This window comes from Dehalobacter sp. TeCB1, from assembly GCF_001707455.1.
In the GTDB taxonomy this organism is placed as follows: domain Bacteria; phylum Bacillota; class Desulfitobacteriia; order Desulfitobacteriales; family Syntrophobotulaceae; genus Dehalobacter; species Dehalobacter restrictus.
Genome location: NZ_MCHF01000008.1, coordinates 42,357 through 68,676, shown reverse-complemented (window position 1 = coordinate 68,676; position 26,320 = coordinate 42,357). Strand labels below are relative to the sequence as shown.

Genomic DNA, 26,320 nt, shown 5'->3' with positions numbered 1-26,320 from the left:
CCCTAATGCACTTAAGACCAGCTATAAAGATGCTTAACACAAACGGATTGACAACAATTTTTGATATATTTTTCGGCTTCGGTATATCTTTGATAGTCCTTAAATTCCTGAAAAAAGGCTTTGAAACATATATATCCTCTGGACAGAGGATGACGCAGATGCAGACCCGATATTGTTGCTCACAAACTTCTTTATTGCTCTCGCCTTTGCAGCATCCTTACCAAAGCTCTATAGCTGGCTACGCTTAATGAAATAACCTAACGAGTCAAATTGATTGGTCTTCTGTATGTCCCACGTTAATGTGTCAATTCTTGACGATTAGCGGCTTCCGGTGCTCTTTCCAGCCATCTATTTTCAATTAACAAGTCAATTCCATCCTTAACGTACCCCATAATTTCGGGAATAAGACGACTGAATGCTAAAATGATATCTTTCCTTGATGTATTTGTTAATCCAGTACCATAAGCCGATATGATATATGCCAACATAACAGTTACATGAACCATAATTAACCTGTCGCTATAAGGAGATTCTTTAGAATCTGTAACTTGAGAATCTAGAATTTCCGGCACTGGCAGATCTTCTTGTTCAAATAACGAACCGAGCACCTGTAATTGTTTATCTGCAATCTTTAGTCCTCTATTTAAATGTTCTCTGATTTTATCTGCGCTCACGACTTGGGCAAACCCTAGTTTCAAAGTTTTCATAGCTCTTTTAAAATTCATAATCGTAAAGATATTATTGATTTCTATCGCATTCAATGGTCTTTCACTTCCAAATATTGAACCATAATATGTTTTTTCAGGAACGTAATCTACTCGATCCGGAATCGGAATCGAGGGTGACTTTGTAAAAAGCCCTTTGGCTAAAAGAACGGTATCTGCTCTATTAAGAACCTCTCTTGAAGTATCGATAAATCCAGAAAATAATTCTCGAAAATCAGGCCGCGAACAATCACTAAAAGACGTACTATAATTAAGCAAAATGTATTTTGTTGTATATCTCGTATATAGAACACAGAACCCCTCAGAAAATAATTCACGGGCATTAACATCTACATCTTCTTCGCCAAACCCGTTTGGAATAGGATGTTTTATTCTATTAAATAGATCTTCCATTAACTTGACTCTCTGGCTTGAAATATCCAGTGCAAACTGCAAAACACTATGAAAATCAGTATCTTGAGACTTCGCAACCATATGCTTAAGCATCGCTACCGACATGCTTTCAGCTAAATAACTTGACCAAAGATGGCTGATTTCTGAAGATGTTGGCATAATGTTAGATATATTAATTTGGGCAACACCGAATTTCACTTTTTCAGGGTTTTCATGTGTAATGGTTTGTTGTAAGTTATCCATATTTACCTCACCGTTTTGTATTTAACTTACAATTAATAATTTCAAACAAGTTCAACAATAACCGAGGTAGCAGCATAGGTTCTTTTTATAGCTGGATATCTATTCGTTATGATGAATCATTGTAATCTACTATTGGTTATTTCTAATTCCCTGTTATAATATTGGCTATTTTCCAAACCAATTGAGTTATCCTCATATCGATTTTGAATCAATACATCCGAAGGCTGTTGTACTTTTGCTTGGCCAAATTGAGCGTACTTCTTTATTAAAAATCCTGTTCCAGCTCCATAAGCCACACTCGCACCTAACATGGTAGCCATTGTTTTGGGTTTTGGGTGTGACAGTCCATTGATCTGTAAAAGGGTTCCCACTGCTAGTGTTGTGCTCCATAAGGCTGTGCCAAACAGTGCACCTTTTGTGACCTCATGTCCTTTAGGCGTTTTCCCTATTAGAAAAGCTAATCCTGCCCCAAACATAGAACCCATTATTAAATCAGCACCAGTACCTAAGCCATATTCGAATCTTGTTCTAGGTTTTTTTCCACCTCGGTGACCTAGTATCATACCTCCTGCAATATCTAAATAATGAAGATCGGATGCTTTAACTTTATACAGTCCTAGATTAAGTCCTGTTTTGAGTACTGAACCTACTACTCCGGCGATACTTCCTACGACGAACCAATCGTTGCGCCAAGATGACACGAAAATCCCTCCCATCACTTAACTAAAGTATTAATTTAAATATTTTCCTTGAGACTCTAGGTTATTTTTCTGTTTTACTTGATTATGATATTGGCTGTGATCAGAAGAGAGGTCATTAGGCGAAGGCGACTTATAAAAAATAGACTGATCTCCAAGCTTTGAGATTGCTTGTGTAGCTGCTATTCCATACAGCATATGTGCCAGTACATAAGACAGATTACTTGTTGCATCTCTAGGTTTTACTTTATTGGTAGGTAATCCACTCATTACTGCAGTAATAATTGCTCCGTACACCGATCCATAAAACGCTCCTTTGGTAATAAGATTATCCGTTCCTTTTTTAGACAATTGTTCAGTAAAGGCTATTCCCCCTAAGGCGGATGACCCTAGCACCATACCTACACCTAAAATAGTTCCTCCTCTTGAATTGCCCTCTCTTTTAGAGTTTACCCACATGCCTGAAGATGCTTGATAGTAGGGTCTTTTCGACATCCCAAGCTTATTCGATATTTGGTCAAAAGCTAACATCACTAAACCACCAAGCATCCCGCTGACAATGCCAAGAGTTTGACTATCTTTAATTTTTTGCATAAATAGCTTCCTTCCAATATTTTTTTCATACTAAATACATTTTTACCGTTGAAAGTGAGTTCTTTTTATTATTTCCTACGATTTAAAAATTAGGTAACGTAATATTTGCCATAAACTAATAAAAGCCTTCTTAATAAGAATTCTTAAAAATAATAGTAATCTATCCTATGTTTTTACCACCATTGTGTATGGGCTGATTACGACCTGTGCATCTGCTGATTTAGGTGACGGTACATTATTTGATGTTACCCTCAAAATGACTACTTAAAACCGACAGAGAAGACTAGCGAACAAGAGAGACTATCTAATGTTGCACGTTAATTCTTTTTATCCTATTGAGTTACGCAATATTCACGGCGCGTTATAGAGCGTCGGCATGGCACTGCTGGTGCTGTTTTTTGTCATCGGCGTAGTCAAAACCTGCAGAAGCTTAGATGAAGTAAATCGATTTTCAAATTCAAAATAAATTCCACATTGTTTATACAGAATATCGGAAATCAAAAGTGTAAATACTAGATAAAATTATAGTAATGGAGGTTTGAATATGAACAATATAGAGCAGGGTGTTAATGTTAATAGTGGTACTGAGCAACTTCCATATAGTGCTATTCATCATAATGTTGAGAATATCAGTCTAACATCATCAGAAATGGGCCAGCTTTGGAATACTTATATGGCTCAAAGTATGTCTAAGTGTATGGTCTCGTATTTAGTGGCGAAATGTACAGACCCTGATATGCGTTCAGTCTTGCAATTAATTTTAGATGTATCTAATCGACACGTTAATTCTATTACAGAGATATTTAATAAAGAGAACTTTCCCATACCTCATGGTTTCACGGATGAAGATTTCGATGTAAATGCAAAAAGCTTATTCTCTGATACTTATATGGTATTGTATTCAAAATTCATGACAAAATATGGTTTAATTAACTTCAGCTATTCACTTGCATCGATATTCCGTCCCGACGTCTTCGCGTTCTATAAGGGCTGTATACTTGATTTTACAGAAATAACTGAAAAGATAAATATTGTTCTTTTATCGAAAGGTCTTCTTGAAAAGACACCTTACATTCCAATTCCCGACAGGATGGAATATGTATATCCTGAAACCAGCTATTTTAAAGGAATCTTAGGGGAGAAGCGACCTCTCAACGCTCTGGAAATTGGGCATATTTTCATTAATGCCAACACGAGGCAATACGAAGACGCAATGTTTATGGGATTTGGTCAAGTTGCAAAATCCAAAAAATTAAAAGATTATTTTTCCAGGGGAAAACAAATTGCTGATAAGCAGACAGGTGTTCTTGGTTCATTCTTAGAAGACGAAGACTTACCAAAACCTGTGAATTTTGACCATCTTATAACCGATTCTACAGAATCTCCATATAGCGATAAATTGCTATTATTCCATTCAACGATATTTATCTCGCTTAGCATCCAGGCATATGGAATTGCATTGGGAAATTGCGCAAGACCAGATGTTGCATCGTCTATAGCTCGGCTAATGGCCGAACTTGGTATTTATGTAAAAGATGGACTTGATTTATTGATTGAACACGGTTGGCTAGAAAGAATTCCCGAAGCTGCTAACCGAAAAGAATTAAGGACAACGAATAATTAACGATACCAAATAGATAGATAAGACACCCAAGAGGTGTCTTTATTTTATCTCTATTGCTCTCAGGTACGAGTTCCACTGTATGGCAGTTTATGAAGATTGGTCCTCATCTGGAACAGAGGCCGATATATAGTTGGGACGAGTCTTTGTTGTGAAGCGAGTATATTCAGAACATATTGACAGCTTCACATTATTCTACATACACGCAGTATATAGTGAGGTTAAATTTAGAGAAGAAAGGAATTCGGATAAATAAAAAATAAATCATGTAACACCATTACCTATGTAAAAAAAGAGTTTTAAGAATAACAAATAAAGGGGAACAGACATAAAGCCTGTTCCCTAATATTTTTTGGAGGTGGTTAATCTGTGTCAAGCGGCAACTGGGTCATCAACAATCTGAATAACGCCCTGGCAACCTGGAATGCAAAGCTGGCGGAGATACTGCAAATCATTACCCAATCACCGACGGAATTCAAAGGCGGCGGTATTTGGACTGTTATCGTCAATATTCACGGTGCATTGCAGGCCGTCGGCATGGCACTGCTGGTGCTATTTTTTGTAATCGGCGTAGTCAAAACTTGCGGTAGCTTAGCGGAAGTAAAAAAGCCGGAACATGCGCTCAAGCTGTTTATTCGGTTCGCCTTGGCCAAAGCGGTTGTGACCTATGGGCTGGACTTGATGATGTCTCTATTCAGTATCGTGCAGGGGATAATTTCCACTATTATGAGCAGTGCCGGTTTCGGAATGGCCAACCAAAGCGTCCTGCCGGATACAATTGTTCAGGCTGTCGAGAATTGCGGTTTTTGGGAGAGCATTCCCTTATGGGCTGTTACGCTGCTCGGCGGTTTATTCATTACGGTGCTGTCCTTCATTATGATTCTAACCGTGTACGGCCGGTTTTTTAAAATTTATCTTTATACCGCCATCGCTCCCGTGCCGTTGGCTTCATTTGCCGGGGAGCCGAGCCAGAGCATCGGCGTATCCTTCTTGAAAGGCTATGCTGCCGCCTGTCTGGAAGGAGCGATTATTGTCCTGGCCTGCATTATCTTTTCCGTCTTCGCAGCTTCTCCGCCGTTGGTGGATACCGGTGCCAGCGCAGTGACTATGGTATGGTCCTATGTCGGGGAACTCATTTTCAATATGCTGGTGCTGGTCGGCGCGGTAAAAATGGCTGATCGTGTGGTGCGGGAAATGATGGGATTATAAAAAGATACCGGAAATGAAAATCCGGTATCCTCATATATCCTTGAACTGAACATCCTCGCCATAAACGATAGGTACACCTGTCCTTGGGTCAAGCAAATCCCCTTGTTCGTTAAACTGAACTTCGTCAAGAGGTACGCCCATCTCCCTTGCCCGCCGGATCTGCCATGCGACATCATCCTCAAAGTGTTTCTCGTTCCGTTTACACCGTATCGCCTTTACAAGCGACACAATCCAGCTTAATACGGTCAGACCAAGCAGTGAGAAAAGAATGGTGTACGCTAAAGTCTCATGTTCTCCTGCCCACTTGTTCAGCACGGTGCCAAACAGCAGCAAGCAGACTATAGGAATTGTCAGCCGGAGCTTACCTGCTACCTTAAATATAAAAGAAATAATAAACAATCCTGCCGTAAGACAGAGGGATATAATTGCCACGATCGACATAATCGTCACTCCTTTCTTATTCTCATTATCCCTCATTCAGGGAAAAAATGGAATATTGCTACGTTGATTAAAACAATCGGAGGTCTCAGCATGAAAAAGAAAAGCTTAAACGACAAGCTGGAAAAAGAGAAGGAAAAACTCCACATGCTTGGAGAAGAAGCCATAAAAAAGGGCATTCCCCTTAGAGAGGATGAGGCATTTATGAAGCAAAACCGCAAGGTAGACGAATTGGTATATAAGATACAAAAAGAGAAAGAAAAACTTAAGAAAAACCAAAAGGAAAGGTAAGAATCCGAACGGCGCTTAGTTATTAAGGGCTTTTTTTATTGGAGGCGATTAAATTTGGAAGTCAAAATCAATAGGGAAATCAGGGATTACACGGAAAGCTTGTTTTTTGGACTGTCCATGCGGCAATTCATTTTTTCTATTCTGGCCGTTGGCGTTGCCGTCGGCATCTACTTCGGCCTGCGGAATGTCATAGGCACGGAAACTGTAAGCTGGGTATGCATTTTAGGGGCGTTCCCATTTGCGGCGATGGGGTTTATCCGTTACCACGGCATGACGGCGGAACAGTTTTTATGGGCGTACCTTAAGTCGGAGTTTCTCATGCCTAAAAAACTGACTTTCCATCCAACAAACGTGTATTACGAAGCGTTGAAACAAACCATGCAGATCAAGGAAAGTGAGGAATGGAAACGCCATGATTAAGACCCTGCAAAAAATCATAAAGCAGGATAAGGAAAAGTTTGTTATCCCCAAAGGCGTTCAGCAGGTCATTCCCATCAAGGCTGTCTGGCCGGACGGAATTTTCAAGGTGGGCAACAAGTTTTCCAAATCCTTTCGTTTTACGGATATCAATTACGCAGTAGCCTCCAAAGAAGACAAGGAAGCGATGTTTTTGTCCTATTCTGAGCTGCTCAATTCCCTGGACAGTGGGGCGACTACCAAAATCACCATCAACAACCGCCGCTTGAACAAAACAGACTTTGAAAGCTCAATTCTAATTCAGCTTAGGGAGGACGGGCTGGACGAATACCGGGCGGAATACAACCGGATGCTTTTGGACAAAGCCACTGGTGTGAGCAATATTGTCCAGGATAAGTACGTAACTGTTTCGGTCCTGAAAAAGAATATCGAGGAAGCACGGAACTATTTTTCCCGCATCAGCGCGGATCTGATCACCCATTTTTCCCACCTGGGCTCCAAGTGTGTGGAGCTGGACGCGGCTGACCGCCTGCGCATCCTGCATGATTTTTTCCGCCCTGGCGAGGAAACGAATTTCCGGTTCGACCTGTCCGAGACCATGCGAAAAGGGCACGACTTCAAGGACTATATCTGCTCCGACACCTTCGAATTTGAAAAGGACCATTTCCGCATGGGAAACAAGTTCGGGCGCGTCATATTCTTAAGGGAATACGCCAGCTACATCAAAGACAGCATGGTGTCCGAGCTCTGCGACTTAAACCGCAGCATGATGCTCTCTTTGGATATTATCCCCATCCCTACGGATGAAGCAGTTCGTGAAGTGGAAAACAGGCTGCTCGGGGTGGAAACCAACATCACCAACTGGCAGCGGCGGCAAAACCAGAACAATAACTTTTCTGCCGTTGTACCCTACGACATGGAGCAGCAGCGCAAAGAGAGCAAGGAATTCCTGGACGACCTGACCACCCGCGATCAGCGGATGATGTTTGCAGTTCTCACCATGGTACATGTTGCGGACAGCAAGGAGCAGTTGGACAGCGACACTGAAACCTTGCTGACTACGGCGCGGAAGCATCTCTGCCAGTTTTCCACCCTGACTTTCCAGCAGATGGACGGGCTAAACACGGCGCTGCCCTTGGGCTTAAGAAAGATTGAAGCTATTCGGACGCTGACCACCGAAAGTACGGCGGTGTTTATTCCTTTCCGGGCGCAGGAGATTTCCCACAGCGGGGGCATTTACTACGGTCAAAATGTTATTTCCAAGAACATGATTATTGCCAACCGCAAATGTCTTCTTAATGGGAATTCCTTTATTTTAGGCGTCTCCGGTTCAGGCAAGAGCTTTACTGCCAAGCGGGAGATAGTCAACCAGATCCTGTCCAGTGAAGATGACATTATCCTGATAGACCCGGAAAGGGAGTATTCGCTCTTGGTCAAAGCCATGGGTGGCGAGATCATCCATATTTCCGCAACCTCCCCTAACCATATCAATGCTATGGACATGAACCGGGATTACGGGGACGGGGCCAACCCAGTCATCCTGAAATCCGAATTTGTTCTTTCCTTATGCGAGCAGCTGATCGGCGGCCAAAACCTGGGGGCAAAGCAAAAGTCCCTGATTGACCGCTGCACCGCGAGTGTATACCGGAAGTACCTGCAAAGCAATTTCGAGGGAATAACGCCTACCTTGCAGGATTTTCACGCGGAGCTTTTAAAGCAGGACGAACCGGACGCGCAGGAAATTGCCCTGGCCATCGAACTGTTCACCAGCGGCAGTCTGAACACTTTCGCCAAGCCGACCAATGTGGACGTGAACAACCGCCTGATTTGCTACGACATCCTGGACTTGGGCAAACAGCTTTTGCCCATCGGTATGCTGGTGGTGCTGGACAGCATCCTGAACAGGATTACTCAGAACCGGGCCAAGGGAAAAAACACCTTTATTATCATTGATGAAATATACCTGTTGTTTCAGCATGAGTATTCCGCCAATTTCCTTTTCACCCTCTGGAAGCGCGTTCGGAAATACGGCGCGTTTTGCACGGGTATAACCCAGAATGTCGATGATCTGTTGCAGAGCCATACGGCCAAGACAATGCTGGCCAACAGTGAATTTATTGTCATGCTCAACCAGGCTTCGACCGACAGGATGGAGCTGGCCAGGCTCTTAAATATTTCCGACCTTCAGCTCAGCTACATCACGAATGTGGACGCAGGAAACGGACTGATTAAGGTAGGCAGTTCCCTGGTACCCTTTTCTGATCAATTCCCCCGAAACACCAGGCTTTACCGCCTGATGACTACCAAACCGGGTGAACAGGTGGAAGTCCAGTAAATTAGTTTAATGCGAAAAGCCGTATGAGGGCGGCCTTTTCATTTATTGAGGAGGGAAGACCAATGGAAAATATCCGGTTTGCGGGTAAAGAGCATGAGAATTTTTATTACGATATGCTCGCAGCGGCAGGCAATACCGACGTTTACCACAGGGCATTTTTTTACACGATGGGGATTAGTAAGGAAACAAGGAACCATATCCGTTATTTGTTCGATTTTAAAGAGAATTGCATCAAACCGCAAAATCTTTCAGCGGCCTGGCAGACTGGAGGGACTATCCGTCTTTGCCGTTTGGCCTTTAACCTTTGGAACGGGTGGACGGAAGAGGGAAAAGAGAGATACTCCGCACCGTATGAACTGTTTGACTGCCGTTTTGCGCCGTACTTTTTCGAAGCTATCCGGTTGCGCTATCCGGAATATTGCCGTAGCCTGGAGCATCCCGGATTGCAGCTTTCCGTAATGGAACGGTAAATCCTTAGAAAAGATGAAACTCAGCGGGGAAGACGGTGAGGGTTATGAAAGAAATAAGGATAAAATCGACTATTAAAGATATCAAGGTGTTGGATAAGGCCTCGGATGTATCCCATAGGATGAAAAACGCCTATATTCGTACGAAGGAACAGACTAGACAAAACGGACATAACGAAGACGGTAACTATGTGGACAATGCAGTGGGTAGGGTAAAAGACGGTTCAGAAACAGTTGTTCGAAAAGCGGCAGCTGCGGGAGAGTACGGCAGAAAAGCGGTTTGGAAAATAAAGAAACATACCTACAAGACCGGAGCCGGTGTTCCAAGAACAGAACAGAAATTTGTTCAAAAACCAGTTTTTCAACCGGCAGAAAAAGCAGCATTGACGGCTGAAAAAACTTACAGCCAAACAGGGCGCAGGATCAAGCAATTTTACGCAGCGAGCGGCAAAAACACAAAACAAGCGACTAGAGGCACGTTGAAAATGGTACAAGGAAGAGTCAAGACCGCTGAGCGCAGTGCCAAAACTTCTATTAAGACCTCGCAATCAGCAGCTCAAACTGCCGTTAAAATCGCCCAATCTGCCAAAAGGATGGCGCAAGCAAAACGGGCCGCGGCGAGAGCAGCAGGTGTCTCGGCAAAAGCGACCTCAAAAACAATGGTGGCCACAGTTAAAGCGATTATTGCAGCATTAAAGAGCCTGATTGCTATGATTGCCGCCGGCGGCTGGGCGGCAGTCGTGATTATCCTGCTGGTATGCCTGGTGGCGCTTATGTCAAGCTCGGTTTTTGGGGTTTTCTTTTCCAATGAAGACACCGGCAAGAACACGCCGGTAATGTCGGAGGCCGTCAGTTGGCTAAACGGAGAATTCACGGCAAAACTGGAACAAATAGAGAAGGAAAACCCGCATGACACGCTGGATTTGTCCAATAACGGCAGTAGCACTATGGTCAGCAACTGGCGGGACATCCTGGCGGTTTACGCGGTGAAGGTGGTTGCAGATCCGGAAAAAGGCATGGAAGTTGCCACCCTTGACGACACAAAAGTGGGAATAATGCGGGACATCTTTTGGGATATGAACAAAATCGACTACTGGTTGGAAACGATTGAGCACACGGATGGAGAAACGACCAGTACCGAGACTATTTTGCATATCCGTGTAAATGCAAAATCTTATTCGGACATGATTGTCCAATACCATTTCAATCCGCAGCAAGTTGGGATGTTGAATGAGCTGGTGCAGGACAAATACCGGCAGCTGTTTACGAGTCTTATCGGCAGCTATACGGATATTACCTTTTCACCGCAGGAAATCGCTGCTATTTCACAAAATCTGCCGCCGGATTTGGACGAGCAGCGCAAAAACGTGGTACTGGCCGCTTATTCCCTTATCGGCAAAGTGAGCTATTTTTGGGGCGGCAAATCCACAGTCATTGGCTGGGACAGCCGGTGGGGAACACTTACCAAGGTAACAGCCGAGGGAAGCCCTACTACCGGAACTGTGCGGCCTTACGGATTGGACTGCTCAGGATATGTGGCATGGGTATTCGTCAACGCGGCAGAAGATGCTGATGCGGCGGATACAATCGGAACTGGTACTTCAAGCCAGTATGCTGCCTGTACACCGGTAAACTGGAGCAGCGCACAGCCGGGAGATTTGGCGTTCTATCCTGACTTAAGCCATGTGGGCATAGTTGTAGGCAAGCAAAACGGAGATCTGTTGATTGCCAATTGCAATGCCGGAGGGAACAATGTAGAGGTAACAAGTGTTTCCGGCGCAAGTTCATCAGGCTTCTATATGATTGGCAGACCTTAGTTTTTGAATAGTTGAAATAGCTTTTCAGCCAATTTGGGATTTGCAAAAAATGGAGGTATTCGGTTTTGCTCTATCCCCGTTCAGATCCTGTACAAAGAAAAACTATATTTCCTGGTTTCTAAAATAATAAATTGAGGAGTGGTTTTTTTGAGAAAAGTATTTTTCATTTTAGGTTTAGTTATCGCTTTAGGAAGCGGCTTAGGCCTTTATATTTATATGGATTATGTAAAAGGTTTAGTTCCTGTGGTTTATGCCGTTACAAATATTCCTGAAGATACCGTTATAAGTGCAGAGCAATTGAAAGTTAGAAGTGTTCCAAGGGAGAGTGTGCCTTCAGGAGTTGCGGCAAGTATCAACCAGGTAGCAAACAAGTCTCTGAATTGGCCTTTAAAAGAAGGCGATCCGGTACGGTTGGATAAAATAGAACAAAACACAAAGACAGGGGTTGAAAACTCGAGATTAATTGCCTTCAAAACAGATTACAACGGATCCATTGCCGGCCTTGCTAAATACGGACAAACCGTTGACCTTGTTTTAACCCTTGATCCGAAACAATCGGGCAGTTTATCACTTGCAGGATATATTATTACTGATTTATTTATTGAAGCGACTGCTGATTCATCGGGGAAGATATTGTCTTCCGCAGATATCCCGCATTTAAATAGAACAGCATCTGTTGTGAGTTTATCAGGCAGTGAGCAAACAACCGGTATCCCGACAGAAATAATAGCAAAGGTTACTCCTAAACAGTTTTTAGTAATAAAACAGGCTGAAATAATGGGAACTATTTCGTTGGGGCAGCGCGATAAGAATGCCAAGGATCTATACAACATAAACAATGTTATCGAAAATTCACAGATGAATATTGGCAAAGATTTTATTGTTTCATTGCTTCAGCTACAAAAGTAATTGTTATCGGAGGAAATGTGATGGATGACAAAAATAAAACGGTTAATGAGCAGGCGAAGAAAATAATCGCGTTGTGGAGTGTGTGCAGTGTTGGAAAGTCGACACTTGCTTGCAATTTTGCCCGGAAACTGGCAAAGGAAACAAACTTAAAAATAGGGTTGTTAGATTTTTCGTTAATAACGCCTTGTCTCCACTTATTTTTAGAACTGGAGGGTAAAGAAAGTTCGATTGAATATATCCTTAAGTCTTGGCAGGATAATTATTCTTATCACGATTTACTTAAGGAAAACGCCCACATAAATAAGAACCATCCAAATTTATTATGCTGGACGGGATTAACGAAGGAACCGGAATTAATTGATAAACTGGGAGATATTCAAGCCGGTACAATCATCTCAGAGTTGTCCGATCTTGTAGATATTCTCTTTATTGACGTGCAAAGCGATACGCTGATTATTCCTACCGACGTAGCGCTTAAAGCAGCAACAGATGTTTTGGTTGTTGTTGACCAAAACAGAAACACGATTGAGAACACCGCTAAATGGCTTAACAATTTGCATGCCCGAAATATGGAAATTAGTAAATTCAAACTGATCATAAATCAATATTCAAATAAGGCACTGTACACGAACAATAAAATTGAGAGCAATCTCGCGCTGCCCTTGCTTGGGACAATACCGTGTGTTTCCAAGGTAAATTATGATAACTCTACTGTTTCGCTGATTCCATTATTAAAATACGGTAAATTTGATAAATCAATTGAAAATATTCTGTTGCAGCTTCATTTATATAAAGCCGTCAGAAAACGCCGTAGATTGTTTTGATGCGGAATTGGGATTGGAGGATTTTTAAATGAGAATCAGTTCAGCGAAAGCTGTAGAACAAAAAGCATATGACACAGACAGCAGAAATTATCTGGATAAAACAACAAGTATAATCCAGTCAATATTGACTGAAAATCACCAAAAATTGCTTAACTATGCTATTTATGGGGTAGGTGAGGGTCAAAAACAAATTCTCAATGTTATAAAAGATATCATTCGTCATGAGAAGCTCGATGTACCCGATATGAGTATCGATGAAATTGCCTGGGAGGTATACAAATACATTATTGGGTATGATGTTATCCATGACCTTCTTCTTGATGCGGAGATAACAGAAATATGCGTAAATGGCCCGTATCAAATCAATTATAAAAAGAATGGAGTCAGGTATTTAGCCAAGGATATTAAGTTTACCGATCTGGCCCATCTTGAAAAAATAACAGAACGTATCTTGCTCACCTGCCACTCAGAAGCTAACGAGGGCAGTCCTATGGTGGACAATGCGTGGCTTCCGGATCGAAGCAGGGTTGTAATCAATAAAAGCGCAATCGTACCCAGTCACGGAATTACATTAAATATCCGGAGATTTAGGGATAAAAACTTTTCCCTGGAAGAACTTGAAAAGATCGGGTCGTTAAAAACAGCTGAGAGAAGCAACTCCCGTACCTCTCTTAATAAGGAGTATGAAGAGATCAAAGGTATTCCAAGCGAAGAACATTCTTATCGACAGCTTGATTTTATTCGGGATGTGGTAAGAGCGGGCGCTACTATCATAGTCAGCGGCGGGACTCACACCGGAAAAACAACGTTGATTCGTACCTTGGCCTCAATTTTTCAAGATCTTATTCCGGATGAAAACGGTCCCGGCGATCCTGAAAGCGGCTTGCGGATAATCACTATCGAAAACGGGCCGGAGCTGCAGCTGGCTAAATACTACCCTGGCCTTGAGGTTGTTGAAATGCTGGAACGCGACACAAAATACAATCCTATAGGGGTAGAGGAAATATACCCGCAGGTTATGAGAATGGACCCGGATGTGATTTTGGTTGGTGAAATTCGTTTCCCGGTGGAGGCAATGTATACGTTGCGGGCCATGCGCTCCGGCCATGCAAATACAATGGCTTCAATTCATACCTATGACGCTGAAGCATGCTGTCAGGAATTAAGAACCAAGGTTCAAGCTATCTCCAATGTCAGTGATAAGGTAATTAACACTGAAATCGTCACGGCAGTGGATATTATTATCCAGTTAGGGATAGTGGATAGAAAGATTGAAATCACCCAAGTAGCTGAATTAGATCTAGATCCGGAGTGCAATATTGTTATTAAAAATATTTTTAAAAGAGATAGCGACGGGAAAATGATCTTTAACCCCATAAGTAAAAAACTTGCTTATCGTCTTATGGCCAAGGGCAGAAAAAATGCCGATGATGTTAAGAGGTGGTTGGTATGACGCTTGTTCTTTGTTATGGAATAAGCATCGGGCTTCTATTGTCTGTAATTGCATGGTTTCTTGGAAAAAGTGAAAAGATGCAAATATCCGTTTTCTTTAATAAAGGGATTAAACATTTGCAAGACAAAGTGAAAAATAACAACAGGATAAGTAATTTTGCAAGATATTACAATCAAAGAATCTATATTACAAATTTGAAGTTGAGCTTGAAAGCTCTTCTTTTTATTAGTATAGGGTTTTGTTTCATTGCTTTTTTAGTGTCATTAGTAATCCTTTCGGAAAAAATGCCGAATCCCAACTACCAGAATCCGGCTGCTGTAATCGTAAACCATAATGTTTTCGGCATTATTATTTTTATGGTTATCGGCTTACTAATCCCTTGGGTATCTTTAAATTTAATCTATCACAGTACGCGAAGAAGGCTGAATAAACAGGCCTTGAACACTTTCAGTCTTATCTTAAACAATTATATTGTCCGTAATAATCTTGAAGCCGCAACCTGGGATTCAATCGCTGCCATGCCGTCTCGAATGCGCTCTTTATTTAGCCGAATTCAGTCCAGGGTTAATAATGGGGAAGAATTCGACACGGTTGTATATAAAATATCGATACTTCTAAAACTGCAATCTTTTCGGGACTTTTACAACGTAATCGTTTCTTCGAGGCTGGCCGGGGGCAACACGGAAGAGCTTTTATACAGGCTTACGGACAAAATCAGATCAAGAAAAAACAGGGTGCAATCAATTAAAGAAGATCTTAATCCGCTAATCTCGAAAGCTGTGGCTTTTACGCTGGTAATGATTCTTACGTATTTCGGCGTAAGTATTGTTTGGCCGGATTCAATAGCCCTGGTAAAACAATCCTCAATAGGACACCTTTATATCAATGCCATAATAATTTCCATTTTAATTGAGGCTGCTCTGTTACTGAAATTCTTATCAATGGAGGATTAAGTAAGTATGAATATACTATTGATTTGTTCTATAGGAATTTCACTGGGTTTAATACTGTTTTTTGCGGCGTTTTTTATTAGGACAAACCGCAAGGAGTCCAAGAGAATAAATTCTCTTCAAACTACTGAGCTTTCTTATAAACAAGCCCAGGATACTGCTTTAGAAAAACTTCGCAAAAAGACGGCAAATTATATCACTAAATTATTAAGCAAAAAGCCGAGGAATAATCATTCGGAGAACATACTGGAAATACTCAAACAGCCCGAAAAACCAATGCCGATAGGATATGCGGAATATAAGACTTTCAAAAATTTATCTCCTTTCATATTTGCGGTCTTATTCGGCTTTGCAGGCCTTTCCACAAAAGACTTGCTGATGGCAATAGGGTTGATTTGTTCAGGCTTTTTTGTGGGGATAATAGCGCCCACGGCTATTCTTTCCTATTTTTACAACCAGTACAAAAATGATCTCATTAATGAGTTGTCGGAAATCATGACCTATATTGTTGATTTAAGAAAAGCGGGGCAAACCATAGCTGATTCTGTTCGTGGAGCTTTATTCGCAACAAATAAATTACGGCCTCACTTGGAAAAACTCCTGCAGGATATGTCTTTAACAGGGTCCAAACAGGCACTTGCCAAATTGAGTAAAGAGACTGATATCGATGAATTGAAAAACTTAGCGGATGTTTTAATGCAATCTATCACCATTGATAGTTCTAATATGGTTGCCTATATGGCAAGCCGGTCACGGGACATTGAATATATTGAGGGATTAAAAGAAGTAAGGCGATATAAAAACAAAAAAATGCTTGTTGAAGCATTAACCGCAATTCCTTTTATTATGATCCCTGTAATAATTCTTGTCCCGTTACTATACCAGGCTAACCAAAGCCTTGGCCAAATAATGTAGGGAGGTAGCAATATGTGAAAAAAATTGTCTGCTATCTGGCAACTGTGCTGCATGATGAAAGGGGGGATCTTGTTCAAAATATAGTCTTGCTGTTTGGCGGTATTCTGGCAACGATAGGCATTGCAGTTATTCTTTATAATACAATAACAGCCAAAATAGCAAATGACTCGGCCGGAATGAGCAAACTTAATTAAGAAAGGGGGTTATTTTTTTTATGGGAGAAATTCTAAAAAACCTTTACAAAGATGAAGGCGGAGATCTTGTTCAAAATATTATTTGGATCTTCGGCGGTGTTCTGGCTACGGTGGCAGCCGTATCGGTGCTGTTTGTTACAATCCGGGGCAAACTGACGGATATGAATACCAGTATAACAAATATCACGACTCCTTAATAAAAAATTCCTCACTGTGAGGAGGAAGGGAGAGGGCGGATAGTATATGTTCAGACGTATGCTATCCGCTTACAATTATGCTTAAATTACGAAAAAAGCCAATGAGAAACCCTGATAATGAACGGGGATCTACCTTGATTGAATTCTTAATTGTCTTTGCCTTATGGATGGCGTTATTTTTCACATTCATATCCATGTTTTTCCTTAATAACCTACAGGGCTCAATGGTTAATGCCGTGAATCTCGGGTTGGAAAGGGCTGCTATTGTTGGAGGAACTACGACAGAGGTCCGAAATCTAATTAAAGATCAGCTTAAACACACCGGCGTCGATACCGGTTTATTTGCGATTACCGGATCAGGCAGCGATGCAAGCCGCGTTGCTTACGGACAATATATAACAATTTCCATAACCGGCCCCCGGAAATTTACCGATTGGTCAAGCGGGCATCCGGTTTCTAAATCGGAGACGGTTACGGTAACCAAAACGATAATGAGTCAATATTTGCCTTAAATGAGGTGTTTATGAAGAAGCCATTTAAAATAATAAAAGACGACCGGGGTTCGTCATTAATTGAACTGCTGATTTTTTTAGGTATTTCTCTTGCCCTTATTGGCTGGGCGACGGATTACTACCACTCCATCAACATCAAACGGGGAATAACAGACAGTATAAAATTTGCCGCTTTAGCGGCCAGCCAGCAAACCGACCAGGCCAAACTAAATCAAGGTATTTTAGCTATAGACTCAACGCAAGCGGATGTTGTTTTTTTAGAGATGTTAAAGAAAAATTTATCTTTAGATAATAACCTGAATCCACTTCCTGGATCACCGGTTATCTATTTAAATAAAGCAACGATTTATTATAAAACCTATAATTCTGATGTTTTGCCAGCGGTAAGCCCGATAGACGGCCACGCTATCACTGAGCCGTCTTATGTAGTTTACATCGAAGTTAGAGTAAGGAGAGGTTTAACGCAAATCGTAAATTCAACCCCCTATTGGACTATCAAGGTAGCCAAAGACGCTGCTTTAAAAATCTCACCATAATTTGAAATGTAAGGAATGATGCAATAGATGGTCAATGATTTAGCATTGCTGATACCTTTAATGATGCTGTCAATTTGTATTGTAACGGATTGGTGGAAGCGGAAAATATATAATTGGGTGACAATACCCGGGTTTATTCTCGGGATAATTTATGTCATATACACCAAAACATATTCCGTAAGTTATGGCGTTTCTTTCTTTTTCCTTTTCTTAATTGTCTTATTCGTCTATTCCCACGGGGCGATGAGGGGAGGTGATGTTAAATTGTTATTGGCTCTGAGCCTGTTTTTAACACCCGGAGCCTTCTTCTTTAATTCAGCTCTCTTCATGTTTTCAGCTTTCTTTTATTTCTTTTTTCAAACTGTACGGGTTAAAGGCTTATCCCAAACTATTAATGATATAAAAATAGATTCACTTGTTTTGATCGCTATCGGAGAAAATAATAATTCCTTTGCCAATGGCGTCAAAAGTAGACTCTTTCCCGGTGGAGGAGCCGCGTTAATCTCTTTATGCTATACAGTTACTTCATTCTTGTTTTCGTATTAAAATTATTTCTAAGGGGATATGGATATGGTGAAATGGGAATTGGATGTTTCGGATAACTTAAATCAAAGAACGGAAGGATTCAGTACTTCGATTGGGATGAGTAAAGAAAGATTTATCAAGCTTGCCGTATTGTCTCAGCTGGAAGAAATGGAGATAAATATGGACGAACGGCGCAGAAACGCAGACCAGTGGGAGAAAAAAACACTTTCCCAAACCTATATCAAAATAGGTGATGAGGATGTTCCGGTAGGCCCGAAAGGAGGATACGACCATGCTAAAGTTAAGAGTTAAAACATTTTCAATTCTGCTCCTTGTTTTGTCCTTGATTCTTTTTGGATGCAGTTCAAAAAAGGCTGAGCAGGTCCAGGATGTTCCGGTCCAGCAGGATACCCAGACTCAAAAAGACGATCAAAGCCCGGAAAAAGAGCTTGAGCCGATTAAAGAGGTTAAGCCTGAGCAAGCTCCGCAGCCGGAAGTCAAAACCGAAACAAAAGCTGAGCCCAGTGCTGAGCCCAAAGTCCAGCCAAAGCCTGAGCCGGATCAGCCAAGCAAGGCGGAGTCGGAGCAGAAACCTCCCGCCAACTCCGGGTTATCTTTGTATAGCTTGGGGCATCAGGTTGATGTCCAAAACAATGTTACCAAAACAGACAAAGAGAAAGCCGCTTATGAAGCGGCCGCCAGGTGGCTGGTAGAGTTCAAATCTACCGATTATAAAAAGCTTGAAGCAATGTCGCAAATGCCGGGAAGCAGTTGCACGACGGCGAATTTCCAAAATTCGTTGGACAACTTTTTTCCGAATTTCAAATCGGAAAGCATCAAAAACAAGGATACCAGACAAGTGAAGTCTTTAAGCCTTGACGATATAAGTTTTAATCAAATCCCCCAATTAAATAATCAGGAAGGGGCTTTTCTGAAGTTGACCATCGTCATCAATGCAGCAAAGAATGGCGGCAACTATTGGGTAAGCAAATATGAGGAAAGAATTATTTTGCTGCAGATAAACGGGGTTTGGAAGGTCGATTCTGAAGAAAACACCCAGATTAAGGTGTAGGGGGTATACTTATGAAAATAATATCCAAAGATGAATTGTATCAGTTCCGTAAATTCAACAACAAATACGAAAGGGAACTGCGCAGCTCAGTTTACCAGGAAATTATGCCCGGCATGGGTTCCGGGGAGATTCTCGACGTTATTGCCGGCAATAAAAGCTTGATGTTCTCCATGTCTCTCAAGCAAATAAAAAGGCATAACGATTACTTTGAGGGGGATATTGACTACAAAAAGATGGCTGCGGCAGAAAATATTACTTACCCCGATAAAACAACTTTGATCGTAAAAACTACACATGCTTGCAACTTGCATTGCCCGTATTGCTACGACGTGATGTTTCGCAAGGATCTTGACGCGGAAGGGAACAAAATCACCTTGGAAGTCGTCAGGCAGATTTTAAAAGTGTTCAAAGACGTGAATGTCGGCACCTGGATATGGCACGGCGGGGAGCCTTTGCTGATCGGGAAAGAATTCTATGAAGAAGCAAACGCCCTGATCAAGGAGCAATTCAAGAAAGTCAATATTTGTATGCAATCCAATTTGACGCTTATTGACGATGAGAACGCCGCTGTGTTAAGGAAGTGGAACATCCGGCCGGGATTTAGTTTTGATGGCTTAACAAACCATTTGACCCGGAAAAATACCGACAGATTGATGAGGTCGATTGCCACTGCAGATAAAAACGAGGTCTTGGGCGGCGCCATCATGATCATTATGAAAGATAATATCCACCAAATGATTGACGATTACGAATACTTTAAACGCTTAGGCCTGGGCTGCAAGATGAACCTCATCTTTGCGGCCCATAAAAATATGAATTCCTATACCCTGGACGGGAAAATGGTTGCGGAGGAAATCTGCAAATTCTTTGACTATTGGACCTTAGATACTTATAGGCCGGCTGATTCGGATCTGTGCGAGAGATATCTCATGGCCGCATTGGATGCTGGCGGTTCCTGCGCTTTTACGGATTGCGCCGGAAAGGATTATTGGTTTTCGACCCAGCCCGACGGCACGATTTATCATTGCGGCCGGGACTGGCCGGAGAGCGCCTCCGTGTCTTTCGGAAATATTTTTGATATGGAATCGGTTGAGGATATCTTAAATCATCCCAACCATAAAAAGTGGCGCGAGGGAACCCGGCGGATGCTGCGGCATTGCGGCGACTGTGATTATTTCTACAGTTGCCATAGCGGCTGCTACAATGACAACATTCAATATGATTTGTCCATGAATAAGCCGGAGCCTGAAAATTGCTACACGCACCGGCACGTGATCAGCCATATCATAAGCGTTATTAATGAAATTGATTATGACGATATGCCGAAATACAACCCCAGATTCTTGAACTTTTTATTCAGGCATCAATTCAGAAGCGCCAAGATGATGAAAAATATTTTAGAAGAATCTATTAAACGGATCGAAACTCCTGTTCATGCGGAAAACAAGCTGAAGGAGTTTCTCGTTATTTAAGTGAGGTTGATATTTATGATCAATATCTTTAAGAAAAAACAAAAATTTTCCCCAAAAAACCAGCCGCAGGAACTGTATTACTCAGTTCCTTTATTGTATGACTATGGGTATATTCAGGAATTGACAAGGCTTAACAGCCAGGATAAGGCGAAGTATAAGATTCGCTCCGTGTATAACAGTCTGCCTGTTACATCCTATGCAAAGTCAGGGCATGAACATGGACGGTCGGTTAATTTGCAGGAAGACAGCGGCAAAATCCGGACACTGGAAGATTTAAGGCCCTATATCAAAGAGCTTTCAGATAACGGGCTGGCGTTCATTTATCTGATGAATAATATCTCAACCATTTCCCTGTATGACTTTGAATCAAATATTCCCCAACTGAAGCAGTTTATCGAGCATCTGGCGGATATTGGGGTGAGAAGTATTACTGTTGGGAGCCAGCTTCTTGCAGACTTCTTGAAAGAGGAATTCAGCGGCTTGGCAGTGAACGCTTCAACAATGATGGATATCCGGTCAATCAACCAAGCGCAGTATGCCAGCGAAAGTCTAGGGCTCTCCAATATCATTCCTGCTTCCGATCTCAATAAAAATTTTACTTTTATCGAATCGTTTAAAAAACTGCTGCCTGATGTTGGTTTGGAATTGATGGCCGATGAGGGCTGCATATTTTGTTGTCCGACCAAGAATATTCACTATGCCTTGTTTGGCAAGCAGGAAAACATCCACAAATGCAGCCCTTTATTCCGGGAATTCCCTAAATTCATCTGCGATCAGATTACCTTTAAAAGTCCGGCAACTCAAATGGTGCTGAACCGGATTATTTACCCTTGGGAAATCCCCTGTTATGAGAAAATAGGGGTTAACAGCATCAAGCTGGTTGGCAGGGATCACCCCAAGCCGGATTTGGTCAATAAAATAAAGGCCTATATGCTTGGCGTTACCGATCCGGAATATGCGCTGAATGAATTCTATAATACTTACAATTCACGTTTTATGAACAAAGTTTTCCATCCGTACGGGACGCTGAAGATGAAGGAAATATTTGAGTTTTTGCCAAAGCTTGATTATTTCATGGAAAAAAAACCGCAATGCGCCGTCCAGTGCGGAGCTATATGCAAGTATTGTTTTAATAAAGCGGAACAGCTTGAGAATTATGTTGCGGGGAAGGGACAGGCCGATCCATTATCCTGTGCAGTAGGTGAATGATATGGCAAGAACGTTTTCCAGATTAAAAAAGCTACTGTTTGCCTTTGTTTCATTAAGCATTCTGCATGCTTCAATAACCCAAGACCTGGTTCTTGACAACAATCATCCGGATCGGCCCAAAGCCAAGGAGGGCAAATACTCCAAGGCTTTGGGCCTTAAATTTTCCTTGCAGCCCGAAAAAGCCTTCGCTTGGGTGGAATGGTCCTGGCCAAACTCCGGATGGACCAATTATGGAAATTATGGCGCTTATACCGATGTCTACAACAATACTTACGGCAATTACGTAAATTGGAACGCCAATTACAATAATGCCGGTGTTTGGGAAAACCACACGCAATGGGAGAACCATTCCGAAACATGGAGCCAATATTCAAATTGGACTGCTTATTCCAATTACAGCAACTACAGCAACTATGGCGATTGGGGCGCTTATAGCAATTATTCCAACTATAGTAATTGGAATAATTGGACACCGCCCCCCTCGGTTATGGCAAGCGTACAGGCCGTCGCCTTTCCTAACACCACAATCCAGATTACAGCAACAACAACAGGGAGCACCACTTCCGTCACTGCGACAAACACATTAAATGCAGCAGTAATAGCCTTTGCGAATACCGGGGGAAATACGTGGGTGGGATCTTTTACTATCCCTGCCGGGACAACTGTTCAGCCAATAACTTTTTATGTTACTGCCAGCAATAGTTCAGGATCGAGCAATGCTGTTGCAATTACAAACGTGAAACACTTTCAAAATGTAATTACCCGGTAAATGAAAGCTTGATTCATTTCTTTTCTTTTTGCATCCCGAAATGTTTTAAAGATATCTCTTTTTACGAGGAGTGATCCTATGAATATTATGTTAAATAATTACTGCAACTTAAAATGTTCGTATTGCTTTGCAAACTGTGATCCGAAGAACAAGGTCGATATTTCCGATGATAATTATGGATATATCATTATTTTTTTTAAGAAATCAGCCCATGTTGATTTAAGATTACTCGGGGGGGAGCCGACACTGCATCCGAACTTCGAAAAGTGGGTGAATCAAGGAATAGATGATCCATTCTTCCAGAGAATCCAGATTTTCACCAATGCTATTGCTTTAGATCATACCTTGAGCCGATCCATTGTGGATAATAAGCTTTCATTCTTGATTAATTTGAATGGGCCGGATGTAATCGGTGAGCATCTATATAATAAGACGATAGACAATGTAGAAAACCTGGTATTTGAATATCGGAGAAGAAATATCGAACCTCAAGTTACGCTTGGCATTAATATCTTTGAGCCAAATTTTAAATATAAATATATTATTGAGCAAAGCAAAAGACTAAAACTAAAGACCATCCGATATAGTATCACGGTGCCCTCGGATAATAATCAGAAGGGCAGTCTCGAACATTATGAAAGTTTTGTTCCCGGATTAGTTGACTTTTTAGATGACTGCCATAGAAACAGGATTTCTCCTCATATTGATTGCAATAATCCGCCCAAGTGTATTTTTTCCAATGAGCAGCTTGTGAATTTCATTTACTCAGGTTTTGATCTGATTCACAAGGGAAGATGTTCGCCGGTTATGGATATAAGGCCTGACTTGAGTGTCGCCCGATGTTTCGTTTTTGAAGATTATCTAAGGGTTAATATAAAAGACTTTAATACCGTTCAAGATGTCAATGATTATTTTCTGCGTGAGATTGACAGTAAAAGATATAGTAGTCCTCCGTTTAAGCAATGCTCCGGATGCAGGTTCTGGGACGAAAAGAAATGTATTGGCGGTTGTCTAGGGTATAGTATCAGGGGAAGATCATCTGCTTGCTATACAAGATAGTTTTCTCGCGGTAATAGTATAGTAAATTCAGTGAGACGAAAGAACCGGTTATGTGTACTAAGCACATATCCGGTTCTTGTTAAGCCGTACTAATTTTGAAGGCTCCCAATGCTTCATTTTGATTGCGGCACGGAAAGGGGTTAAGTCACCTTATATAATTACTACATAAATTTACAAAATTGTCTTCCATATTTGACTAATATATAGTAATATACTATATATGCCAAAATAATACATAAATGTATATTATTACAAATATTTAAAATTAGGAAAGTAATTCATTCCGGAACTGGAAGTTGTAATAGAAAAGCTGATTCAGATTTTTGCTGATTTCAAAGGGACAGAATTTTTATAAGATTCAAGGCTAAAATCTCAATAAGCTTATAAAAACGCAATTGGAAGATTATATTATGACAAAGCAAAAAAGGCGTCAATTATTCTCTAAGCTTTCAGAAGAGAAAAGATAATGCGGATGGTCTAAGTAAAACTAGGCCATCTCTTTTTTTATTGTCGACAGAATACTTTTAAATATGACAGAAAGTTATAAAGACTGAAAAATATTAAAACGGTGGTAGCAAGTGTCGTCAAAAATAAATGAGACAAAAGCCTGGTGCTATTTTGTGAAAATAAACACAGAAAAACATTTCAAAGCCTGTAGATTGTTTGTAATTCGTGTATAAACCAGGTGTAGCCTAATAGGTTGGGTTATTCAGGACAAGCCCACAGCGACACCAGGCTGTTTAATGTCCATACCAACGTATATAAGGCAAAAACTATATGCAAATACAGGTTTTATCACATATCTATTAGACAGCATAAGCCAAAAGGCGATAACGATTTAACAGTCAGCAGATTCCTCGATACAATAGTTTTTTTAGCCGAGTTTACGTTCTCATGTAAACCCGGCTATTTTCATTTATATAGGAATATTCACATATTTTTTGAATCCTGTTTTTTTTATTGGAAATTGAGATCAGACAATTCTGTTAAGGAGAGCGCAGGCTGTCGTTCTCCGACCTTCTGTTTTGGTTTTTCACAAAAATCAAAACGGAGGTTTTATATGAAAAGGATCAATTTACTGGATTACTACCCGGTTGATATACCTGATTTTTTCGTTGAAGTGACGGAGGATGTTGCGGATTTACTCAAACAGTTTAGCCGTAAAGACCATGCAGACTATGAACGAAGGCGTATACACAAGGCGTATTATTCTCTTGATGCTGACGATGGTATTGAAAAGGATGTAGTCTTATTGGTTTTATCTCCGGAGGAAGTCTATGAAAGAAAACTGAGCAATCAGGAATTGTATGCCGCTATAAACAGTTTGCCGGAAAAGCAAGCAAAGCGGCTTTATGCTCATTTCTTCCTGGATATGAGCATAGCACAAATTGCTAGGATTGAAAGGGTTGGCAAAAGTAGAGTATCCCATTCGATAAATCAGGCACTGAAAAATATAGAAAAATTTTTAAAAAACAATTTGTAAAGGAGGATACAAACGTCAAAAAAATCTGCTGATAGAGGGACTTGTTCTACCCCTTTATTTGGTCTTTGAAAATTGAATATGAGTTTTATCAGATACTTTTCAGGTGCGTCCTGTAAAAGGAAAGCCGGATTACAGGTACTTCATGATCACATTTCGGTAATGCTAAGAATTTAACAATAGGATTAATGACATCAATGGAGCCGATTGAGGCAAGTGAAAGCGATCAATACCAATGTTATTAATCAAGACTACCTTTAACAAAGAAGTTAAAGTTGTATAGTTCAGGATAAAATCCGTAAATTGGAGTAGTGAGAGCTATGGTTAAAATTATTCTTGGAATAGATATATTCCTAGAAATGGGAGGAAATTCATATATTACGACGAAAATATGTTTAGTTATGGACTAAAAGTGGAGGTAAGACAAATTGTTTTGCTGAGGGCTCTTAAGTTCTAAAAATATTATTCATAAAGAAATACGTCAAAGGTATTATTCGATTTTATGATTGAGGAGGTTAATTAATGGATCTCGAGACATTGCTTGAACAGAATCGCAATAATTACTACAAGATGCTTGTGATTGTAGATAACTCAAAGCAGCAGGAGAAGATTACATGGACCTTAGCTGCAAAGGGATGGCAAGCTTATAATGTAACGGATCATATCCTGGAATTGATCGAGCAAATTCCTGAAAAAGAGCGCAAACTACGGATCGGCCGGATCATCAAGGAATGGGTAAAGGATTTACCTGACAAGGTTGTTCTCTATGACACCAGCATTCTCTATTCTCCCGAACTAGGTAGACTGAACCCGGTGGGCGCCTTTAAATATAAATCTCGTGAAAAAGAAATCATAGTCATTCTGAATGGGCAGATATACGGCGAACGTATCCGTTATTCAGAATATGGCCGAGAAGATTTCTGTGAGATGGATATTAGTGAACTTATCCATGCAAAAATTGAAGATATAGCAATTTAATTATTGTGGCGAAAAGAG

29 protein-coding genes and 1 pseudogene are annotated in these 26,320 nt (G+C 41.1%); 26 read left to right on the top strand and 4 right to left on the bottom strand.

All coding sequences use genetic code 11. From position 1 onward, the window contains the following. Positions 1–53: 53 nt before the first annotated feature. Positions 54–241, top strand: a pseudogene (locus A7D23_RS16325) (conjugal transfer protein TrbL family protein); the annotation flags it as partial. A 55-nt stretch (positions 242–296) separates the two neighbouring features. Here the strand turns inward: A7D23_RS16325 and A7D23_RS02165 are convergent. From A7D23_RS02165 to A7D23_RS02155, 3 genes are all read right to left on the bottom strand, one after another. Then, a complete protein-coding gene (locus tag A7D23_RS02165) occupies positions 297–1,361 on the bottom strand; it encodes a DUF3231 family protein (protein WP_068883026.1) in 1,065 nt (354 codons plus the stop codon). A 116-nt stretch (positions 1,362–1,477) separates the two neighbouring features. Then, complete coding sequence (locus A7D23_RS02160) at positions 1,478–2,062, bottom strand: hypothetical protein (protein WP_068883025.1); 585 nt, start codon at positions 2,060–2,062, stop codon at positions 1,478–1,480. Between the two features lie 30 nt (positions 2,063–2,092). Then, a complete protein-coding gene (locus A7D23_RS02155) occupies positions 2,093–2,653 on the bottom strand; it encodes a hypothetical protein (RefSeq protein WP_068883023.1) in 561 nt (186 codons plus the stop codon). 544 nt (positions 2,654–3,197) lie between these two features. On the opposite strand from A7D23_RS02155, the gene A7D23_RS02150 reads away from it, so the two are divergent. Further along, entirely contained in the window at positions 3,198–4,277 is a 1,080-nt protein-coding gene (locus A7D23_RS02150; RefSeq protein WP_068883021.1) for a DUF3231 family protein, read from the top strand. A 366-nt stretch (positions 4,278–4,643) separates the two neighbouring features. Beyond that, on the top strand, positions 4,644–5,483 hold the full coding sequence (locus A7D23_RS02145) for a hypothetical protein (RefSeq protein WP_068883019.1): 840 nt from the start codon (positions 4,644–4,646) through the stop codon (positions 5,481–5,483). 30 nt (positions 5,484–5,513) lie between these two features. Here the strand turns inward: A7D23_RS02145 and A7D23_RS02140 are convergent, their stop codons facing one another. Next, on the bottom strand, positions 5,514–5,924 hold the full coding sequence (locus A7D23_RS02140; RefSeq protein WP_068883017.1) for a hypothetical protein: 411 nt from the start codon (positions 5,922–5,924) through the stop codon (positions 5,514–5,516). A 90-nt stretch (positions 5,925–6,014) separates the two neighbouring features. Between A7D23_RS02140 and A7D23_RS02135 the strand changes: the two genes are divergently transcribed. The 23 genes from A7D23_RS02135 (at position 6,015) to brxF (ending at position 26,302) form a co-directional block, all read left to right on the top strand. Further along, on the top strand, positions 6,015–6,212 hold the full coding sequence (locus A7D23_RS02135; RefSeq protein WP_068883014.1) for a hypothetical protein: 198 nt from the start codon (positions 6,015–6,017) through the stop codon (positions 6,210–6,212). Between the two features lie 54 nt (positions 6,213–6,266). Further along, positions 6,267–6,632, top strand: coding sequence for a PrgI family protein (locus A7D23_RS02130; protein WP_068883012.1), 366 nt, complete (start codon positions 6,267–6,269; stop codon positions 6,630–6,632). Next, positions 6,625–8,964, top strand: coding sequence for a VirB4-like conjugal transfer ATPase, CD1110 family (locus A7D23_RS02125; RefSeq protein WP_068883010.1), 2,340 nt, complete (start codon positions 6,625–6,627; stop codon positions 8,962–8,964). The genes A7D23_RS02130 and A7D23_RS02125 overlap by 8 nt, the downstream gene beginning before the upstream one ends. A gap of 62 nt (positions 8,965–9,026) precedes the next feature. Then, on the top strand, positions 9,027–9,434 hold the full coding sequence (locus A7D23_RS02120) for a DUF6075 family protein (protein ID WP_068883008.1): 408 nt from the start codon (positions 9,027–9,029) through the stop codon (positions 9,432–9,434). A 44-nt stretch (positions 9,435–9,478) separates the two neighbouring features. Next, positions 9,479–11,248, top strand: coding sequence for an NlpC/P60 family protein (locus A7D23_RS02115; RefSeq protein WP_068883006.1), 1,770 nt, complete (start codon positions 9,479–9,481; stop codon positions 11,246–11,248). 147 nt (positions 11,249–11,395) lie between these two features. Then, the gene (locus A7D23_RS02110) at positions 11,396–12,157 is read left to right on the top strand and encodes an SAF domain-containing protein (protein ID WP_068883004.1); all 762 of its coding nucleotides are present in this window, start codon (positions 11,396–11,398) and stop codon (positions 12,155–12,157) included. Between the two features lie 20 nt (positions 12,158–12,177). Continuing rightward, positions 12,178–12,981 carry a hypothetical protein gene (locus tag A7D23_RS02105; RefSeq protein WP_068883002.1) on the top strand — a complete coding sequence of 268 codons (804 nt, stop codon included), beginning with the start codon at positions 12,178–12,180 and terminating at the stop codon, positions 12,979–12,981. 28 nt (positions 12,982–13,009) lie between these two features. Further along, a complete protein-coding gene (locus tag A7D23_RS02100) occupies positions 13,010–14,434 on the top strand; it encodes an ATPase, T2SS/T4P/T4SS family (RefSeq protein ID WP_068883000.1) in 1,425 nt (474 codons plus the stop codon). 284 nt (positions 14,435–14,718) lie between these two features. Continuing rightward, positions 14,719–15,387: a type II secretion system F family protein gene (locus A7D23_RS02095; RefSeq protein WP_242871485.1), complete on the top strand. Its 669-nt coding sequence runs from the start codon at positions 14,719–14,721 to the stop codon at positions 15,385–15,387. A 273-nt stretch (positions 15,388–15,660) separates the two neighbouring features. Then, positions 15,661–16,299, top strand: coding sequence for a hypothetical protein (locus tag A7D23_RS02090; RefSeq protein WP_242871484.1), 639 nt, complete (start codon positions 15,661–15,663; stop codon positions 16,297–16,299). A gap of 14 nt (positions 16,300–16,313) precedes the next feature. Continuing rightward, on the top strand, positions 16,314–16,493 hold the full coding sequence (locus A7D23_RS02085; RefSeq protein ID WP_068882994.1) for a hypothetical protein: 180 nt from the start codon (positions 16,314–16,316) through the stop codon (positions 16,491–16,493). Positions 16,494–16,513: 20 nt separating this feature from the next. Further along, positions 16,514–16,690, top strand: coding sequence for a hypothetical protein (locus tag A7D23_RS15935; RefSeq protein ID WP_176714383.1), 177 nt, complete (start codon positions 16,514–16,516; stop codon positions 16,688–16,690). A gap of 134 nt (positions 16,691–16,824) precedes the next feature. Then, a complete protein-coding gene (locus A7D23_RS02080; protein WP_242871483.1) occupies positions 16,825–17,202 on the top strand; it encodes a hypothetical protein in 378 nt (125 codons plus the stop codon). Between the two features lie 11 nt (positions 17,203–17,213). After that, positions 17,214–17,738, top strand: a complete 525-nt coding sequence (locus tag A7D23_RS02075) for a hypothetical protein (protein WP_068882991.1) — start codon at positions 17,214–17,216, stop codon at positions 17,736–17,738. 27 nt (positions 17,739–17,765) lie between these two features. Then, a complete protein-coding gene (locus A7D23_RS15480; protein ID WP_141690622.1) occupies positions 17,766–18,284 on the top strand; it encodes an A24 family peptidase in 519 nt (172 codons plus the stop codon). Between the two features lie 24 nt (positions 18,285–18,308). Next, positions 18,309–18,575, top strand: coding sequence for a hypothetical protein (locus tag A7D23_RS02065; RefSeq protein ID WP_068882989.1), 267 nt, complete (start codon positions 18,309–18,311; stop codon positions 18,573–18,575). Further along, positions 18,556–19,335 carry a hypothetical protein gene (locus tag A7D23_RS02060; RefSeq protein WP_068882987.1) on the top strand — a complete coding sequence of 260 codons (780 nt, stop codon included), beginning with the start codon at positions 18,556–18,558 and terminating at the stop codon, positions 19,333–19,335. Before A7D23_RS02065 ends, A7D23_RS02060 begins: the two co-directional genes overlap by 20 nt. A gap of 11 nt (positions 19,336–19,346) precedes the next feature. Beyond that, positions 19,347–20,807 carry a radical SAM protein gene (locus tag A7D23_RS02055; RefSeq protein ID WP_068882985.1) on the top strand — a complete coding sequence of 487 codons (1,461 nt, stop codon included), beginning with the start codon at positions 19,347–19,349 and terminating at the stop codon, positions 20,805–20,807. Between the two features lie 15 nt (positions 20,808–20,822). Beyond that, positions 20,823–22,016 carry a U32 family peptidase gene (locus tag A7D23_RS02050; protein ID WP_068882983.1) on the top strand — a complete coding sequence of 398 codons (1,194 nt, stop codon included), beginning with the start codon at positions 20,823–20,825 and terminating at the stop codon, positions 22,014–22,016. 1 nt (position 22,017) lies between these two features. After that, positions 22,018–22,785: a hypothetical protein gene (locus A7D23_RS02045; RefSeq protein WP_068882982.1), complete on the top strand. Its 768-nt coding sequence runs from the start codon at positions 22,018–22,020 to the stop codon at positions 22,783–22,785. A gap of 78 nt (positions 22,786–22,863) precedes the next feature. Next, entirely contained in the window at positions 22,864–23,844 is a 981-nt protein-coding gene (locus A7D23_RS02040; protein ID WP_068882980.1) for a radical SAM protein, read from the top strand. Between the two features lie 1,060 nt (positions 23,845–24,904). Continuing rightward, positions 24,905–25,327, top strand: a complete 423-nt coding sequence (locus A7D23_RS02035) for a sigma factor-like helix-turn-helix DNA-binding protein (RefSeq protein ID WP_068882979.1) — start codon at positions 24,905–24,907, stop codon at positions 25,325–25,327. A gap of 519 nt (positions 25,328–25,846) precedes the next feature. Further along, positions 25,847–26,302, top strand: coding sequence for a BREX-3 system P-loop-containing protein BrxF (gene brxF, locus A7D23_RS02030; protein ID WP_068882977.1), 456 nt, complete (start codon positions 25,847–25,849; stop codon positions 26,300–26,302). Positions 26,303–26,320: the final 18 nt, after the last annotated feature.